This is a genomic window from Dyella thailandensis (assembly GCF_050749815.1).
GTDB lineage: Bacteria > Pseudomonadota > Gammaproteobacteria > Xanthomonadales > Rhodanobacteraceae > Dyella_A.
This window is the reverse complement of the sequence record NZ_CP192735.1, coordinates 3,148,865-3,167,087: the sequence shown is the minus strand read 5'-3', so window position 1 is coordinate 3,167,087 and position 18,223 is coordinate 3,148,865. Positions and strand designations below refer to the sequence as shown.

General features: G+C 66.3%; 14 protein-coding genes. 10 read left to right on the top strand and 4 right to left on the bottom strand.

Going from position 1 to position 18,223, the window contains the following annotated elements; all coding sequences use genetic code 11:
* Positions 1–2: 2 nt before the first annotated feature.
* The 7 genes from ACQVBX_RS14515 to ACQVBX_RS14485 all read left to right on the top strand — a co-directional run bounded on the left by ACQVBX_RS14515 (position 3) and on the right by ACQVBX_RS14485 (position 7,660).
* On the top strand, positions 3–1,205 hold the full coding sequence (locus tag ACQVBX_RS14515) for an efflux RND transporter periplasmic adaptor subunit (RefSeq protein WP_431634976.1): 1,203 nt from the start codon (positions 3–5) through the stop codon (positions 1,203–1,205).
* Between the two features lie 72 nt (positions 1,206–1,277).
* On the top strand, positions 1,278–2,804 hold the full coding sequence (locus ACQVBX_RS14510; protein ID WP_431634974.1) for a DHA2 family efflux MFS transporter permease subunit: 1,527 nt from the start codon (positions 1,278–1,280) through the stop codon (positions 2,802–2,804).
* 93 nt (positions 2,805–2,897) lie between these two features.
* Complete coding sequence (locus ACQVBX_RS14505) at positions 2,898–3,221, top strand: hypothetical protein (protein WP_431634973.1); 324 nt, start codon at positions 2,898–2,900, stop codon at positions 3,219–3,221.
* A gap of 58 nt (positions 3,222–3,279) precedes the next feature.
* Positions 3,280–3,678, top strand: a complete 399-nt coding sequence (locus ACQVBX_RS14500; protein WP_431634972.1) for a hypothetical protein — start codon at positions 3,280–3,282, stop codon at positions 3,676–3,678.
* A gap of 100 nt (positions 3,679–3,778) precedes the next feature.
* A complete protein-coding gene (locus ACQVBX_RS14495) occupies positions 3,779–5,557 on the top strand; it encodes a copper resistance system multicopper oxidase (protein ID WP_431634971.1) in 1,779 nt (592 codons plus the stop codon).
* Positions 5,554–7,050 (top strand): copper resistance protein B, encoded by a 1,497-nt coding sequence (locus tag ACQVBX_RS14490; protein WP_431634970.1) that lies wholly within the window; start codon positions 5,554–5,556, stop codon positions 7,048–7,050. Before ACQVBX_RS14495 ends, ACQVBX_RS14490 begins: the two co-directional genes overlap by 4 nt.
* Positions 7,051–7,063: 13 nt before the next feature.
* Entirely contained in the window at positions 7,064–7,660 is a 597-nt protein-coding gene (locus ACQVBX_RS14485) for a c-type cytochrome (protein WP_431634969.1), read from the top strand.
* Between the two features lie 21 nt (positions 7,661–7,681).
* On the opposite strand, the gene ACQVBX_RS14480 is transcribed toward ACQVBX_RS14485, so the two are convergent.
* Positions 7,682–8,683: a cation diffusion facilitator family transporter gene (locus tag ACQVBX_RS14480; protein ID WP_431634968.1), complete on the bottom strand. Its 1,002-nt coding sequence runs from the start codon at positions 8,681–8,683 to the stop codon at positions 7,682–7,684.
* A gap of 93 nt (positions 8,684–8,776) precedes the next feature.
* Here ACQVBX_RS14480 and ACQVBX_RS14475 point away from each other — a divergent pair, with 93 nt between their 5' ends.
* Positions 8,777–9,127: a DUF3147 family protein gene (locus ACQVBX_RS14475; RefSeq protein ID WP_431634967.1), complete on the top strand. Its 351-nt coding sequence runs from the start codon at positions 8,777–8,779 to the stop codon at positions 9,125–9,127.
* Positions 9,128–9,164: 37 nt separating this feature from the next.
* Here ACQVBX_RS14475 and ACQVBX_RS14470 read toward each other — a convergent pair whose 3' ends face one another.
* The 3 genes from ACQVBX_RS14470 to ACQVBX_RS14460 all read right to left on the bottom strand — a co-directional run bounded on the left by ACQVBX_RS14470 (position 9,165) and on the right by ACQVBX_RS14460 (position 12,736).
* On the bottom strand, positions 9,165–9,680 hold the full coding sequence (locus ACQVBX_RS14470) for an acyloxyacyl hydrolase (protein ID WP_431638197.1): 516 nt from the start codon (positions 9,678–9,680) through the stop codon (positions 9,165–9,167).
* A 183-nt stretch (positions 9,681–9,863) separates the two neighbouring features.
* Positions 9,864–11,345, bottom strand: a complete 1,482-nt coding sequence (locus ACQVBX_RS14465) for a M16 family metallopeptidase (protein WP_431634966.1) — start codon at positions 11,343–11,345, stop codon at positions 9,864–9,866.
* Entirely contained in the window at positions 11,342–12,736 is a 1,395-nt protein-coding gene (locus ACQVBX_RS14460) for a M16 family metallopeptidase (protein WP_431634965.1), read from the bottom strand. Before ACQVBX_RS14460 ends, ACQVBX_RS14465 begins: the two co-directional genes overlap by 4 nt.
* Positions 12,737–13,316: 580 nt before the next feature.
* Between ACQVBX_RS14460 and ACQVBX_RS14455 the strand changes: the two genes are divergently transcribed.
* Together ACQVBX_RS14455 and ACQVBX_RS14450 are read left to right on the top strand one after the other, a co-directional pair.
* On the top strand, positions 13,317–16,394 hold the full coding sequence (locus ACQVBX_RS14455) for a TonB-dependent receptor (protein ID WP_431634963.1): 3,078 nt from the start codon (positions 13,317–13,319) through the stop codon (positions 16,392–16,394).
* A gap of 158 nt (positions 16,395–16,552) precedes the next feature.
* Entirely contained in the window at positions 16,553–18,205 is a 1,653-nt protein-coding gene (locus tag ACQVBX_RS14450) for a sulfotransferase (RefSeq protein WP_431634962.1), read from the top strand.
* Positions 18,206–18,223: the final 18 nt, after the last annotated feature.

Genomic DNA, 18,223 nt, shown 5'->3' with positions numbered 1-18,223 from the left:
CCATGTCCAGCCAACCCTCCACTCCGGCCGACCCCCAGGCCGGCGCGCCGGCCAAGCCGGCGAACAACCGTCGCGGCTTTTTCCTGCGCCTGCTCGGCGTGCTGGTGGTGCTTGCCGCCATCGCTTGGACCGCGTGGTACTTCCTTGACGGCCGCTGGTACGAGAGCACCGACGACGCCTACGTCAACGGCAACGTGGTGCAGATCACCCCGCAGCTGGCCGGCACCGTGGTGAGCATCGGCGCCGATGACGGCGACCTCGTGCATGCCGGCGACGTGCTGGTGCGCCTGGACAAGAGCAACGCCGACGTGGCGCTGGCCGAAGCCAAGGCCAATCTCGCCAACACCGTGCGCAAGGTGCGCGGCCTGTACAACAGCGTGACCAGCGCGCAGGCCGACGTGGCCGCGCGTCAGGTGGCGGTGGACAAGGCTCGCGCCGATTACGAGCGCCGCAGGAACCTGGCCAAGAGCGGCGCGATCTCCGCCGAAGAACTGGCCCACGCCCGTGACGCGCTGGCCGCTGCCGAAAGCGGGCTGACCAACGCGCAGCAGCAGTACAACACCTCGCGCGTGCTGGTCGACGACACCGTGGTCGCCTCGCATCCGGACGTCCAGATGGCCGCCGCCAAACTGCGCGCCGCCTACCTCGACGACCTGCGCACCACCATCGTGGCGCCGGTGGACGGCTACGTCGCCAAGCGCTCGGTGCAGCTGGGTCAGCGCGTGGCGCCGGGCATGGCGATGATGGCGGTGGTGCCGCTGCACCAGGTGTGGATCGACGCCAACTTCAAGGAAACCCAGCTCACCCACATGCGCATCGGCCAGCCGGTGGACGTGGATGTGGACGTGTACGGCGGCGACGTCACCTTCAAGGGCAAGGTGCAGAGCCTGGGCGTGGGCACCGGCAGCGCGTTCTCGCTGCTGCCGGCGCAGAACGCCACCGGCAACTGGATCAAGATCGTGCAGCGCGTGCCGGTGCGCATCGTGTTCACCGAGCCCAAGCAGCTCGACGCGCATCCGCTGCGCCTGGGCCTGTCCAGCAACGTGGAAGTGAGCCTGCACGACCAGAACGGTCCGATGCTGGCGCAGCAGTCGCCGACGGCACCGCTGCTCAACACCGACGTTTACGACAAGCAGCTGGCGCAGGCCGACGGCGTCATCGCGCAGATCATCCACGCCAACATGGCCGGCGGTAAGGGCAAGTAAGGCCGACCGCCGCGCCGGTGTCGCCGTCCCCGCGGCGGCACCGGCTCCTCCCCCGCCCCCACTCGAGTCGTCATGAGCACAGCCTTCCGTCCACCCAATCTGGCGCTGACCACGGTCGGCCTGTCGCTGGCCACCTTCATGCAGGTGCTGGATACGACGATCGCCAACGTGTCGCTGCCGACCATCGCCGGCAACCTCGGCGTGAGCTCGAACCAGAGCACCTGGGTGATCACCTCGTTTGCGGTGAGCATGGCCATCGCGCTGCCGCTGACCGGCTTCCTCACCCGCCGCTTCGGCGAGGTAAAGCTGTTCATCTGGTCGACGCTGCTGTTTGCACTGACCTCGTTCCTGTGCGGCATCTCGCAGAGCATGGGCATGCTGATCCTGTTCCGCGCGATCCAGGGCGCGGTGGCCGGCCCGATGTACCCGATCACGCAGAGCCTGCTGATCTCGATCTACCCGCCGGCCAAGCGCGGCATGGCGCTGGCGCTGCTGGCGATGGTCACCGTGGTGGCGCCGATCGCCGGCCCGATCCTGGGCGGCCTGATCACCGACAACTACTCGTGGCCGTGGATCTTCTTCATCAACGTGCCGATCGGCATCTTCGCCTCGATGGTGGTGGGCGCGCAGATGAAGGGCCGCGAGGAGAAGACTGAGCGGCCGAAGATCGACTACGTCGGTCTGATCACGCTGATCATCGGCGTGGGCGCGCTGCAGGTGGTGCTGGACAAGGGCAACGACGAGGACTGGTTCAATTCCCACTTCATCGTCATCACCAGCATCATCTCGGCGGTCGCCTTGGCGGTGTTCTTGATCTGGGAGCTCACCGACAAGGATCCGATCGTCAATCTTCGGCTGTTCCGCCATCGCAACTTCAGCGCCGGCACGTTGGCACTGGTGCTCGCGTATGCCGCGTTCTTCTCGATCGGCCTGATGGTGCCGCTGTGGCTGCAGCGCAACCTGGGCTACACCTCGACCTGGGCCGGCTACGCCACCGCGCCGCTGGGCGTGATTCCGGTGTTGCTGACCTTCGTGGTGGGCAAGTACGCCAGCCGCATCGACCTGCGCTGGCTGGCCAGTGCGGCCTTCCTGGTGATGGGCGTGACCTGCTTCATGCGCTCGGACTTCTACCTGCAGATCGACTTCCACCACGTGGCGATGGTGCAGCTGCTGCAGGGCCTGGGCGTGGCGCTGTTCTTCATGCCGGTGCTGTCGATTCTGCTGTCGGACCTGCAGCAGAACGAGATTGCCGCCGGCTCCGGCTTGGCCACCTTCCTGCGCACGCTGGGCGGCAGCTTCGCCGCCTCGCTTACCACCTTCATGTGGGAGCGCCGGGCGGTCACCCACCACGCCCAGCTGGCCGAGCAGATCACCCCGTACAACCCCACCGCGCAGGCGGCGATACAGCAGGTTGGTCATGGTGATACCACCGCGGCCGCGGCGACGATCAACCAGATGATCACCCAGCAGGGTTACCAGATCTCCTTCAACGAGGTGTTCCACGTGCTGGGCTGGATCTTCCTGGGGCTGATCCTGGTGATCTGGCTGGCCAAGCCGCCGTTCGGGGCGAAGCCGGGGCCGGCTGCCGGCGGTCACTGAGGCCGCTCGCACACGCCGTTTTCAGGTGGACTGAACGCGGCGTGCGCTAGCGTCGGGCGGCTGTTCCGAGCCCACCGCTTCCGGAGAACGCCGATGATCCGCCACCGTACGCTTACCGCTGCCCTGCTGACCCTGTCCCTCGCCGCCGGCAGCGCCCTCGCCCAGGACACCATGCCGCCTACCGCCACCAGTGCGGGCGGCTCGATGCAGTCGATGCGCATGCACCGCATGGCCGGCATGAACGTCAAGGGCATGCACCGCATGCCGGCCACGGTCACCGCCGCCGACCCGGCTACCGGCATCGTCGATGTGACCGCCGGCGGCATGGCGCTCAAGGTGCATTTCCCGCCTGCGGCGATGAAGGACCTCAAGGCCGGCGACAAGATCACCCTGCACCTGGGCTTCAGCCAGCCGTAGACCGCATGGAGCCTGCTCCAGCGTTGAGCGCCCGATCGGCAGCGCCTAAGCTGTGCAGATGATCCTCTCGCCACGCCGCCTGTCGCTTGCTCCCCGCCGCTGGGCGATGAGCCTGTTCGCCTGGCTGATGCTGGTGCTCAACACGGCCCACGCCTTGTCGATGGTCGGCATGGGCGCCATGGCGACGGCGCCCGCGGCGATGACGGAAGCCGCCATGATGACGAGCCATCCGGCGACAGCCGCCCATGCTGCGTCGCCGGGATCTCCCCATTGCGACGGCGGTGCGGGCATGGCCGATGGCGCTTGCCACTGCCCCACGATGTGCGCGCCCGCGCTGCTGCCAGTGCCGGCGCTGACGGTGGCGCTCCAGTTGTCGCCTGTGGCGCTCGCGCCGCGTCCGGTCGACACCGCACCGCGGCGGCCCGCGTCGCCGCCGTTGCGACCACCGCAAAACTGACTCTCCACCCGTACGCCCATCGCCCGCCGTGGACGCCCCGGCGGGTGCGTGATGTCGCGTCGCGACACGCTGCTCGCGCGACGCCTGTTGGAGAGTTCAGATGACCCGCACGAACCTGCCCGTTCCGTCGCCACCCGGCGGGATGGATGTTTCCCGCCGCCGCTTCGTCCAGGGCCTCGCGCTCGGTTCGGTGGCCGCCAGCGCCGGGCTGCTCGGCAGCCGTCCAGCCCGTGCCGCTGCAGCGCGTATCCCCGTGGTTGGCGGTATCGCCCCGCCGACGCTGTCCGGCACCGAATTCGCACTGGAGATCGGCCAGGTGCCGGTCAACTTCACCGGCACGCGGCGGCTGGCGCATGCGATCAACGGCTTCGCGCCCGGGCCGCTGCTGCGCTGGAAGGAAGGCAGCGAGGTCACCCTGCACGTGACCAACCGCCTGGCTACGCCCACCTCGATCCACTGGCACGGCATCCTGCTGCCGTTCGCCATGGACGGCGTCCCGGGCTTGAGCTTCCCGGGCATCGCGCCGGGCGAAACCTTCAGCTATCGCTTTCCCGTGCGCCAGAGCGGCACCTACTGGTACCACTCGCACACGCGGTTCCAGGAGCAGACCGGCCTGTACGGCGCCATCGTGGTCGACCCCGCCGAAGGCGAGCGGCACCCGGCCGACCGCGAGCACGTGCTGCTGCTGTCGGACTGGACCGACGACGATCCCGAGCACGTCTACGCCACGCTCAAGCGCCACAGCGACTACTACAACTACGCCCAGCCGACCGCCCCGGAGTTCCTCCACGACGTGCGCGCGCTGGGCTGGCAGCAGGCGCTGGCCAAGCGCCGCATGTGGAACCGCATGCGGATGAGCCCCAGCGATCTCAGCGACGTCTCCGGCGCCACCTACACCTACCTGCTCAATGGCGTGGCACCGGCGGGCAACTGGACCGGCCTGTTCCGCCCCGGCGAGCGGGTGCGCCTGCGCATCATCAACGGCTCCTCGATGACCTTCTTCGACTTGGCGATCCCGGGCCTGACAATGACGGTGATCGCAGCCGACGGCCAGGACGTGCAGCCGGTGGCGGTGGACGAGCTGCGCATCGGTGTGGCTGAGGTCTACGACGTGCTGGTGGAGCCGACTGACGACCGCGCCTACACCGTGTTCGCCCAGTCGATCGACCGCAGCGGGTACGCCTGCGGCACGCTGGCGCCGCGCGAAGGCATGCGCGCGCCGGTGCCGCCGCTGGATCCGCGCACGCGACTCGGGATGGTCGACATGATGGGCGCGATGGCGATGGATCACGGCGCGAAGGGCGATCAGCCCAAGCACCCGGAGAGCCCAGAGATGGCCGGCATGACCATGACTGCACCGCCCGTGCATCACGCCCGCACTGAGTACGGCCCCGGCGTGGACATGCGCGTGGACAGGCCGCGCAGCAATCTCGACGATCCGGGCGTGGGGCTGCGCGACAACGGCCGTCGCGTGCTCACCTACTCCGACCTGCACACGATCGGCGGCCCGATCGATCCGCGCCCGCCCAGCCGCACCATCGAGCTGCACCTCACCGGCAACATGGAGCGCTACGAGTGGTCGTTCGACGGCGTGAAGTATTCCGACGCCATGCCGATCCACTTCCGTGGCGGCGAGCGCCTGCGCATCGTGCTGGTCAACGACACCATGATGAACCACCCGATCCACCTGCACGGCATGTGGAGCGAGCTGGAAAATCCCGACGGCACGTTCCAGGTGCGCAAGCACACCATCAACGTGCAGCCCGCGCAGCGCATCAGCTATCGGGTGACCGCAGACGCCCCGGGGCGTTGGGCCTATCACTGCCACATGCTCTACCACATGGAAGCGGGCATGTTCCGCGAAGTGGTGGTGGCATGAGCCGGAAGATCGCTTTCCCTCACATCGCGCGCACCGCGCTTGGCCTCGCGCTCTCGCTCGCCGTCGGGGCATGGGTGCCGACGGTCGCGGCGCAATCGACGCCGTCGTCCTCCGCTTCCACCGGCGAGGCACAAGGCATGGACATGGGCGCGATGCCCATGGGTGACATGCCGATGTCCGCGCCGGCGTCCGACGCGGATATGCCCGCATCGCAGGCGATGCCGACGATGGATCACGCGACGCCGGGGATGGAGCACGCGGCGCACAAGGGCCACGCGCCGGCGTCCTCCTCGTCGACGCAGGGCAAGCCGGCGATGGATCACGGCGCGATGCCGGGCATGCAGCACGGAGACCACCATCCGGCGGCCGCTTCGTCGATGTCCGGCATGAACGCGATGCCGGGGATGGAGCACGCAACGCACGAGGGCCACACGCCGACGTCCTCCTCGTCGACGCAGGGCAAGCCGGCGATGGACCACGCCGCGATGCCAGGCATGCAGCACGGAGACCGCCATCCGGCGGCTGCTTCATCGGTGTCCAACATGGACGCGATGGCGGGGATGCAGCACGCAAAGCACGAGGACCACGCGCCCGCATCCTCCTCGTCGACGCAGGGCACGCCGGCGATGAACCACGCCGCGATGCCAGGCATGCCGCACGGCGATAGCCATCCGGCGCCGGCTACTTCCGGCATGTCAGACATGTCCGCGATGCCAGGGATGGATCAAGCGGCCAAGGGCGCCGGCATGCCCGGCATGTCGATGGGCGCCATGCAGGGCGGCGCGGCGCCGGCAGGTGCGCGCAGCCCCGATTACTCGGACGGCTACGGCCACAGCACCATGCCCGGCATGGACATGGCCGACAGCGCCTCGATCGGCATGCTGCTGGTCGATCAGCTCGAAGCCTTCCACGGTCGTGATGGCAGCGGGCAGGCGTGGGAGCTGCAGGGCTGGTACGGCGGCGATGCGGACAAGCTCTGGCTACGCAGCGAAGGCGAGCGCAGCGGTGGGCGGCTGGAGGACGGTGACGTCGAGGCGCTGTGGAGCCACGCCGTAGCGGCCTATTGGGACACCACCCTGGGCGTGCGCCACGACCTCGGCGACGGCCCGTCGCGCGACTGGCTGGCGGCCGGCGTGCAGGGCCTGGCGCCGTACTGGTTCGACGTGGAGGCCACGCTCTACCTGGGCACCGCCGGACGCAGTGCGGCGCGCCTGCGCGCCAGCTACGACCTGCGTTTCACCCAGCGGCTGATCCTGCAGCCGGAGCTGGAGGCGAACCTCTACGGTCGCCGCGATCCGGCCCGCGGGCTCGGCCGCGGCCTCACTGACGTACAGTTCGGCCTGCGGCTGCGCTACGAGATCCGTCGGGAGTTCGCACCGTATGTGGGCGTGCAGTTCGTGCAGCGCGTCGGTGCCACCGCCGACCTCGCACGAACGGCCGGCCGCGCCGTGTTCGACCGGCAGTTTGTGGCCGGCCTGCGTATCTGGTTCTGATCGGGACTCTGCCATGACGACATCGCTTCGCCCGTTCCTCTTCGGCGTGCTCGCCACGCTGGTGCTGCTGGCCGCCGGCGCCACCGCCTTCGTCTGGTCGGGCCGCTACGACATCGGCGCGGACGCGCCGCACACGCGGCCGGTGTTCGCGCTGATGCAGGCACTGCGCGACCGTTCGATCCGCGCCCACGCCACCGATCTGACGGAGCCCGACCTGGCCGATCCCCAGCTCGTGCTCAAGGGGGCTGGCCAGTACGCGGCGATGTGCACGCAGTGCCATCTCTCCCCGGCCATGGCGGATTCTGAAATCCGTCCCGGCCTGTACCCGCAGCCGCCGAACCTCAGCCGGGAGCGGGTCGATCCAAAGCAGGCGTTCTGGGTGATCAAGCACGGCATCAAGATGAGCGCGATGCCGGCGTGGGGCGCCAGCCACGACGACGCGACGATCTGGTCGATGGTCGCCTTCCTGCAGAAGCTCCCCGGTATGAGTGCGCAGGAATACAAGGACATCGTGGCGCGGGCGCCGCCGGACGACGACATGGACATGGGCGCCGCTACCGACACGGACCACCACGACCACGATCACGACGGCGCGCCCGCCGCGCACTGAACCTTCGGTTTTGGGCGCGGCTCAGTGCGCGTGCGAGAACGCGCACGGCGCACGCGTGCCGCGGCCGGTTTCGTCCTCGTCGGCGTGATCGGTCTGCAGCGTGACGTGGGTGATCGCGAAGCGCTCGGCGAGCATCGCCTGCACCTGACGGCGGGTGGCGTGGCAGTCCAGCGCGCGGCTCACGAACAGATGGGCCGACAGTGCCGGCATGCCCGAGGTCACCTCCCACACGTGCAGGTCTTCCACCGCGGTGATGCCTTCGACCGCACGCATCGCTTCGCCGATAGTGGCCGGATCCAGCCCGCGCGGCGCCGCTTCCAGGAACACCCGACCGGAGTCCCGCACCAGCGCGTAGCCAGCCTTGAACATCAGTGCGGCCACGATCAACGCGGCGATGGAGTCGATGCGGTTCCAGCCGGTCCACCACACGATGGCACCGGCGATGGCAGTGGCGATGAAGGCGTACAGATCGGTGAGGATGTGCTGGAAGCTGCCTTCCACGTTGAGGCTCTGCCGGTTGGCCTTGCTCATCACCCACACCGCGACGAGGTTCACCCCGATGCCGACCGTGGCCACCACGGTGACCAGCGCACCGTCGACGCGCGGCGGCGTGATCAGCCGCACCACCGCCTCGATGATGAACCACGCCGAGAGCAGCAGCAGGGACAGCCCGTTGATCTGCGCACTGAGAATTTCCGCCCGCTTGAGGCCGAACGTGTAACTGCCCTTGGCGGGCCGCTTGGCCAGGCTCATCGCCCACAGCGCCAGCGCGATCGCCGCCGCATCAGTGAGCAGATGACCGGCATCGGAGATCAGCGCCAGCGAGCCGGCGATCAGGCCGACGGCCACTTCCACCACGGTGAATCCCAGCAGCAGGGCCAGCGCCACGCCGAGGTAGCGGCGGTCGGCGTCCTGGGCGATGGCGTGGCTGTGCCCGTGGTCGTCGTGGTGCGCATGATCGTGATCATGCGCAGCGGCTGAATGGTCGTGGGGATGGTCGTGCGGGTGCGCGGGGGAGGTCACGGAAAGCATTCGACGATGTGGCGAGGACCTCGAAACGATACGATGCGGCCCCCGCGTTATGTCATCACACGCACCGCCATTGCGAGCCGCTGCATGCCCTGGATCATCACCAAATACCTGATCACCGCGGCCGTGGTGGTGATCGTGTCCGAAGTCGCCAAGCGCAGCGACCGCGCCGGCGCGCTGATCGCCTCGCTGCCGCTGGTGACGTTGCTGGCGCTGATCTGGCTGCATGTGGAAAAGCAGTCCACCGCGAAGATCGCCAACCACGCCTGGTACACCTTCTGGTACGTGGTACCCACGCTGCCGATGTTCCTGGCGTTCCCGCGCCTGCTGGCGCGCTTCGGCTTCTGGCCGGCGCTGGCGATCAGCGCGGTGATCACCGTGGTGTGCTTCGCGCTGTTCGCGCTGGCGGTGAAGCCGTTCGGGATCAAGCTGCTCTGAGGCGGCGGCCGGTGCGCGCTGCGCCGGCCGCGGTCGATCAGATGTCGAAGCCCACGCCGACCAGGGCCATCGTTTCGCCGCTGTTGGGGTCGTGCAGGCCGCCATTGGAGATGTGGCGAATGGCAAAGCTCACGTGCTTGAACTGCAGCCCCAGCGTGCTGACGAACTGGTAGTGGCTGGAGAGTGCCTGAGTGGCGTGGTTGGTGCCGGCGAGCTGAAAGCTGAAGAACAGCGGGTGATACCACGCGCTCTCGTCGCTGGTGCGCAGGCGCGCACCGGCCGCGACCAGGGCGACCGAGGGGCGCGTGGTCTGGCTGTACTTGCGGCTGAGGTCACGGCCGTCGATCCATCCGGCCGATACGTCCGGCGACCAGGTGTAGCGGCTGTTGCCGATCGCGTGCGGAGCGAACACCGCTTCCACGAAGGCGGTGTTGGTGCCGTGCGAATCCATGTAGCTGCGGCCGGCCTGCACTTCCACATGAGTGGCGGCCTGGGAGAGCGCCGGCAGGGTCAGCAGGGCAAACGCAGCGGCGAGACGACGGGGAGAGGGGATGGCGTGCACGGTCGGGGTTCCTTGGGAATTTTGTTGTTACTGCACCCAATAGTTTAATAAAGATCCGTGCAGCCGCAGTGAACATTCGTGCGTTGTTTTGCACAACAGAGCGTTTCGTCGGCGGCGACAAAAAAAGGCCCGGGCGATCGCTCGCCCGGGCCCCAGGACCTTTCGGTCAGCCGCTCAGCGCGTCGTCGTCGGCGGCGGTTGCAGCGTGGCGCTGTCCAGGTCGAGCGCCTTCGCGCTCAGCTGGCGACCGTGCGGATGCGCCTTGATCAGCGCCGCGCCGAATTGCGCCGCGTCGCCGACCACCACCACGTGCCGGTTGGTTTCGCCCAGGTGAGCCTGCGCGTAGCGCTGGATCTGTGCAGGCGTCACCGCCTGCACGCGCTCGATGTAGCGGCCAATGTCGGCCAGATCCACCCCGTAGACCGCCAGCTCGCCCACCTGAGCGGCCAGTCCGGCCGTGGTTTCCAGGCTGCGCCCGTACTCGCCCACCAAGGTGGCCTTGCGCGCGGCCAGTTCGTCGGGGCCGACCGGTGTCGAACCCAGGCGGTCGAACTCGCCCTGCATCAGCGTCACCACCTGGGTGGCCGACGGGTTCTTGGTCTGCGCCGCAGCCAGCCAAAGGCCGCTGCCGCGGCGCGGATCGAAGCTGCTGCTGGCGCCATAGGACAGGCCGCGCTTGATACGGATCTCCTCGTTGAGGCGCGCCGAGTACGAGCCCCCGAGCACGGCGTTGGCGACCGTGCCCACGTAGAAATCCGCATCGCTGCGCGGCGGCGCCACGTGGGCGGCGACCACGCCGGCCTGGCCGGCACCGGCTTGGTCGATCACCAGCAGATGGGGCAGCGTGCTGCGGCCATCGGTGGCCGGCGCCTTGGGCAGGGCCGTGGCCGGCGCCTTCCAGTCGCCGAAACTGGCGCGCGCCAGCTCGGTCGCCTGGGCAGGCGTGATATCGCCGGTGAGCACTAGGATCGCGTTGTCCGGTCGGTACAGCGCCTGATGCAGCTGCACCACGTCGGCGCGGGTCACGCGCTTGAGCGAGGCGGGCGTACCGCTGCGCGAATGGCCGTAGGCGCCGTCGCCGAACACGCTGCGGGCGGCCACGAGCGAGGCCAGCGTGGTGGGGCGGCTGAGCATCAACTGCAGGTCGTCCAGCGCCTGTGCGCGGGCGCGAGACAGCTCGTCCTCGGCGAAGGTCGGGCGGCGCACCACGTCGGCAAGCAGCGCCAGGGCTTCGCCCAGTCGCGGCGTGGTGACGGTGATGCCGACGCCGCTCTCGTCCCAGCCGGCGGACGCATCGAGCGTGCCGCCCAACGCTTCGGCGGCGGCGGCGATCTGCGGCGCGGTCTTGCCGGCGGCGCCCTTGGTGAGCAGGTTGGCGGTGAGGCTGGCCAGGCCGGCTTCGCCGGGCGGATCCATTTCACCGCCGCGGCGGATCAGCAGTTGCGCGGTGACCAGCGGCAGCCCGGCACGACGCACGCTGATCACGCGCAGGCCATTGGCCAGGGTCTGGCTGGCGGGCGTGGGCACGTTGAGTTGCGGCGCGGCGGCCGGCGGCGGTGGTGTGCTGGGAAAGTCGCCGGCGCAGGCTGCGCCGGTGACACCGAGGGCGCCGGCCATCAGCGCGGCGAGGGCGAGGCGGTGCATCGATCGGCTCATTTCGTCACTCCCTGGCTAGTAGCAGCCGGCGCGCCTTTGGGCTGCGGCAGGTAGTCGATGGTCACGCTGTGCGCGCCGGTGACGTAGGTGTGCAGCACGCGCTGCACGTCCGCGGCGGTCACTTTCTGCAAGGTGGCGAGGTCGCTGTTCACGTGGGCCGGATCGCCGTCGATCAGGGTCGCCTGGCCCAGCGCAAAGGCCAGCCCCATCGGGGTCTGCCGCTGCTTGAGCTGGGCGGTGAGTAGCTGGGTCTTCACCTTGGTCAGCTCCGCCTCGGGAATCGGCTGGGTGGCGAGCCGGTCGATCTCCGCGCGCAGCCGCTTCTCCGCCTCGTCCGGCGTGTGCTTGCTGGCGAGGATGGCGTAGACGGTGAACAACCCCGGGCCCATGCGCGCATCGGCGTCGGCGCCAACCTGTTGCGCCACCTGATCGCGGTACACCAGCGACTGGTACAACCGCGAGGAATCGCCTTCGGACAGCAGCGCCGCGGCGACCTGCAGCGGGATGGTGTCGGCCGACGGCGCCGGCGGGATCAGCCAGGTCATCGCGATGCCGGGCAGCGGCGCGGTGGGGCTGGTCTCGGTGTACCGCTTGTCCTCGCTGCGCGGGGGCTCGTTGGCGGTGACCTGCGGCACCGGCGTGGCCGGCTTCGGAATCCAGCCAAAGTAGTCGTCGACCCAGGCGTCGAGTTGTTTGGGGTCGAAGTCGCCGGCGACGATCAGCGTGGCGTTGTCGGGACGGTAGAAGGTGTTGTGGAAGTCGATCACGTTCTGCAGCGAGGCGGCGTCCAGATCCTCGATGCTGCCGATAGTCGGACGCCGGTACGGGTGCACGGTGTACGAGTGCGGGCCGATCGCGTTGAACAGCTTGCCGTAGGGGTTGGCGAGCACGCTCTGGCGGTATTCCTCCTGCACCACGGCGCGCTCGGATTTGAAGTTCTTCTCATCCACATTGAGGTTGGACAGGCGCTCGGCTTCGGCCCACAGCAGGGTGCGCAGGTAGTTGGCCGGCACCACTTCGTAATAATTGGTGACGTCGTCGCTGGTGGAGGCGTTGTTGGCGCCGCCGACATCCTCGGTGAGCCGGTCCATCTGCTCGGCGTGCATGTGCTTGGTGCTCTTGAACATCAGGTGCTCGAACAGGTGCGCAAAGCCCGAGCGCCCGGCCGGGTCATCCTTCGAACCCACGTGGTACCAGACCTGCACCGTCACGGTGGGGCTGGCGTGGTCCTCCACGCTGAGCACCTGCAGTCCGTTGGATAGCGTGCGCTCGCGGTAGTGGATTGGTGGGACCGCCAGCTCGGCTGCGGCGACCGGTGCCGGCCCGACCGCGGCGGCTGCCAGCAACGTGAACGAAGCGAGCCGGACGACGGCCCGCGGAGGATGGCGCATGACGAAACTCCTTCCTGGATGGTCGGGCGACGATAGCAAGCCGCGGGCCGTTCAGTGGTTTCTATCCGGGGTGCGCATGGACTGGAGGCAGCACACAGCGATCTTGACCATCATGCACGCTGGTGTGAGTAGTCGCTTATGCGGCGTAGTTGGGACGCCCGGTGCATTAATGAGAAGACCGCCGGCGCGGTCGCTAGCCCCTCGATTGTCTTAGCGGCGTGAAGTCTCAAGCACTAGCACCGGCGCCAGATCAACGTCAAAAAAGCAGCCAGACATCGCGCGCGCCATGCCACATGGCGGTTGACAGCGCTTTTTTTATGTTTACGGCTTGCTAAGAAATTGTTGACACTGCCGGTGGCGGCGGCGTACGTTCGGCAAGTGGATGGCACCCTTATGTGCTGTCCCCCAACCGTTGTTCTTGAGCCATCGCCATGAATTCGGCGTTGATGCTGGATCGGCAGCAAGAGCGTCTGTTGAAACAAGTAAGTCATTGATCCATCGGTGACTTAGAGGCCGGCCGCAAGAATTGGCGTCCGAAAATTTTTGCCCGTTCGGGCAGATCTGGGGAGATCGGTTAAACATGTCTATTAATACGCGTAATTCCTTGCAGGGGATGAACCCCCGGCGCAACGCCTTGGCCCTCGCGCTCGCGCTGGGCATGGGCCTCACCGGCGTCGCTTACGGTCAGGCCACCACGGGCTCGATCTTCGGTACCGCACCGGTGGCCTCGGGTGAGTCGGTCAAGGTGACCAACCTGGCCAACGGCACCACCCGTACCGTTGCCGTCGACTCGTCCGGCCGCTACGCCGCTACCAATTTGCCGGTTGGCACCTACAGCGTCTCGCTGATCAAGGACGGAGCGGTCATTTCCACCAGCGACAAGGTCGTCGTGAGCGTGGGCGGCGGTACGGAAGTGCCGTTTGCCAGTGCGCAGGATGCCCAGAACCTGAGCGCGGTATCGGTCGTGGCGAGCGCCCTGCCGGCCATCGACGTGTCCAGCGTTACCTCGAGCACCGTCATCACCTCCAAGGATCTGCAGCAGCTGCCGGTCGGCCGCAGCGCCGAATCCATCGCGCTGCTGGCGCCGGGCACCGTGCAGGGCAGTGGCTACTTCGGTAACGCCGTGTCGTTCGGCGGTTCGAGCGTTTCGGAGAATGCGTACTACATCAACGGCTACAACACCGGCGAGCCGTACCGCAACATCGGCGGCTTCGCGCTGCCCTACGGCTCGATCGATCAGCAGCAGACCCTGACCGGCGGCTACAGCGCCAAGTACGGTCGTTCCGACGGCGGCGTGATCAACCAGATCGGCAAGCGCGGTACCAACGAGTGGCATTTTGGCGGCCAGGTTGCCTGGGCGCCGAAGTATCTCGCCTCGGGCGGTAAGGACGAGTACTACGGTAATCCGACCATCCCCGCCCCCACGCCGGATGGCAAGCCGTTCACGCTCGCCGATCCCAGCCTGCCGGGCACGCTGTACTGGGATCGCAGCAAGAACAAGTCGTGGGAGACGATCTACTCCGGTTATGTCGGCGGTCCGCTGATCAAGGACAAACTGTACATGTTCCTGTCGGCAGAGCAGACCAAGACCAAGGGCACCACGGTGGGCAGCATCGACAACGGTCGTGAGCTGCTCTACACCAACAAGGAAAACAAGGTCTACGGCAAGATCGACTGGAACATCAACGAGAACAACATTCTCGAAGCAACCTACATGTCCGACCGCCAGGACAATGGTGGCGGCAGCACGTACAACTACGACTACACCACCCTGTCCAGGGCCGACTTCGTCCAGCCCAGCAACCGTGACAAGCAGACGGCCACTTTCTACATCGGCAAGTACACCAGCTACATCGGTGACAACGGTACGTTTAGCGTAGAGTACGGCAAGGGCCGCTTCACCAACCCGACCATCTACGGCGCGCTTAGCGATCTGCCGTTCATCTCACAGTCGGCCAATCAGAATCCGGCTTACACGGGCGGCGCGCGCATCATTAACGAGCAGACGGTCACAGCACTGAATGCCACCACCGCTGCGTCGACCACGCGTGGCCTGCGCGCCGATTTCGACTACCGCCTGGGTGATCACGACCTGAGCGTCGGTATCGACAACCAGTACTACAACGCGACCGATCAGGGCACCTACGCCAGCGGCCCCAACGCCAGCATCACCGACCCGTTCAACGTCGCGAACGGCTACTACTGGCGCTATCTCGTCAAGACCAATGACGACGGCAGCAAGACCTACACCGTCGATCAGCGTCACTTCGCCAAGCTGGCCAGCATGTCGCTCTCGCAGAAAGCCTGGTACCTCCAGGACATCTGGCAAGTGGCGCAGAACGTGCAGTTGAACATCGGTGTCCGCAACGATCGCTTCACCAACTACAACGACCTGGGTCAGGCGTTCGTGGATGAGAAGAATCAGTGGGAGCCGCGCCTGGGTGTGAGCTGGGACGTGAATGGCGACTCGTCGTTCAAGGTCTACGGCAATGCGGGCCGCTACTACCTGGCACTGCCGAACAACGCGGCCGAGCGTGCCGCGACCCGTTCGGCGTTCCTGGACACCATTTACAGCTACACCGGGATCGATGCCAACGGCATTCCGACCGGTCTGACGGTGGTGAGGCCGACTCGTTCTCCGGACGGAGAGACCGGTGCTCCGAAGGATCCGAAGCAGGTCACCGCGCGTAACCTCAAGGCGCAGTACCTCGACGAGTACATCCTGGGTTTTGACAAGCAGCTCAACGACAACTGGACCTATGGCGCCAAGGTCACCTATCGCGACCTGAAGACCGCGATCGACGACGAGTGCTCGCCGGGCCGCATTGGCGACAAGATGAGGAGCCAGGGCCTGGATCCGAACGACTACTACGACTCGCTCTACGGCGCGGCCTACTGCCGCCTGATCAACCCGGGCAAGACCAACGACATACTCGTGGCGCGCGATGACGGCACCAGCTCGACGATCGTCAAGATGAACCAGCAGGACTGGGGCTACCTCAAAGGTGTGAAGCGCGAAATCACCTCGCTCGACCTCTACCTCGAGCATCCGTTCGATGGCAAGTGGATGGGTCGCGTGGATTACACCTATAGCCACGGTATCGGCAACACCGAAGGCCAGGTGCGCTCCGACTTCGGCCAGGGCGACGTGTCCAAGACGGAGGATTGGGACTCCTGGCAGCTGATGCAGGGTCAGGACGGCGAGCTGATCAACAACCGCAAGCACTCGATCCGCTTCCGCGGTGCCTACCAGTTCACCCCGGAATGGCTGGTGTCGGCGACTGCGCTGATCCAGTCGGGTACCCCAAAGGAGTGCCTGGGTTACTTCGGCCCGAATGCGGACGGCGATCCGACCGGTTACAACCAGGGCGGCAGCGGCAACTACCACTGGTGCGGTGGCAAGATCGTCCATCCGGGCGATCCGGGCCACACCCCGTGGACCAAAACCGTCAACCTCGGTGTGCGTTATGCGCCGAACTTCGCCGATCAGAAGCTCGCGTTCAAGTTTGATATCTACAACGTGTTGAACGACCAGAAGGCCACCCAGACCTATCCGGCTGGCGAATCCGGTCCGCACACGATCAACAACTTGTACGGCATGGGTGTCTACTTCCAGCCGCCGCGCTACATGCGTCTGTCGGTGTCCTACGACTACTGAGTAAGTTGAAGAACACTTAAGTAGTGTTAGCTCCACAGCCACCGACCGAAAGGTCGGTGGTTTTTTTTCGGGTCAGCCCCCGCTCTGTGGACCCTTCGGTTTTTGGCAGTGTCATCGGCACAGACCGCTCCGTTTGAGCTGCCTGTCTTGAGGTGCCGGTGCGCTATGCTTTCGGCGTCAGCAGCTTTACTCGAACATTCATGCAGTCATCGGTAGCCACCTCGTCTCCAGACAAGTTGCGGCAACAAGCCCGGGCTTTCGTACAGGGCAACAACTTCTCTGCGGCGCGTACCGTGCTGGAAGCTCTGGTGGCAGGTAGCCCTGCGGATCTACCGGCCCATCTGGAACTGGCTCACGTCCTGCTTGCGATGGGAGCTTTCCGCGCCTCGTCAGCTTGCCTCCTGAATGCGGCCTCGAAGGGGCACGGGGCGGATCCAGCCTCTTGCATCGCGCTTGTCCGTCGCCTGTATTACTCCGGCGAGGTCGTCGCAGCCAGAGAGTGCACAGCGGAACTCGCGCGCGCAATCAGGCTGGATGGCCCCGGGCTAGCTGCCCTCGCTCATCTCTATTGGCTGACAGGTGAGATCGGCCCAGCCAGCGAGTGTATTCGTCGTGCACATCAAGCCGGTGTGGAGACACCGAATGAATGGCATCTACACGCGATGCTGTGCCATTTCCAGGGTGAACGGGAGCAGGCCCGCGAGATACTCGAGGCTTGCTTGGATCGATGGCCGCACTTTGGCGCAGCTGCCCAGGCCATGGCCAATCTACAGACCTACACGTCCGAGCATCACCACATTCCATTCTTGCGTGAGCAGCTCGAAAAGTTGCCTCGCGATGCCTCCGATTCTAGAGTCGTCATGGTCCGCGCGCAGTTTCTGTCGGCCCTCTCCAAGGAGCTGGATGATGTGGAAGACGTCGAGGCATCCTGGGCAGCGCTCATCGAGAGCAAGGCCATCATGCAGCGGCTCAATCCCTATGCTCCGGACATGGAGGCGACCTTCACGACCGAACTACTGGCAGCCATGGCTGCGCTTCCTCGCCTTGATGACACAGTGCGAACAGCAGCCGTTGGCGAAGGCCCGCAGCCCATCTTCGTAGTGGGCATGCCACGCTCAGGCTCGACGTTGCTGGACCGCATACTCTCATCGCACCCAGAGGTGGCCTCCGCTGGAGAGATCAATGATTTCCTGCGGCAGCTTCATTGGGTTGCCGACGTTCCGCCTGCGGGCGTCGCCGGTATGCGCGAAGTGCTGCGTCGGTTACCCGAGATTGACTTCGCTGAGCTGGGCCGACGCTACCTTGCACAGACGCGCTGGCGAGCGGGCGGCAAGCGCTACTTCGTCGATAAATTGCCGATCAACATCCAGTTCGTCCCAATCATCCGGCGGGCGCTGCCCTATGCCCCGATTCTGCACATCGTGCGTGATCCGATGGACGTCTGTTTTTCGAACTTCCGCGCGATGTTTGGTGACGTCAGCCCCTGGTGCAACGATCTTGCTTCAGTGGCCCACTTTCACGGTGAGTACCGCCGCGTTGTTGCGCGCTGGAAGGAGCTGTGCCCGGATGCAATGCTAGACGTCGATTATCGATCGCTGGTTGAGAGCGCCGAGTCCGTGACTCGGACGATCCTTGCATATTGCGGCTTACCCTTCGATGCGCATTGTCTGCACCCGGAGAGCAACTCCTCGCCGGTTGCTACACCGAGTGCCGCCCAGGTACGCGAGCCCGTTCATCGCCGCGGGCTTTCCTCCTGGCTTCGTTATGCCAACCAACTTGCCCCGCTGCGCGCGGCGCTACCCCGCGCCTAGCCGTGCTTGTTTTTCATT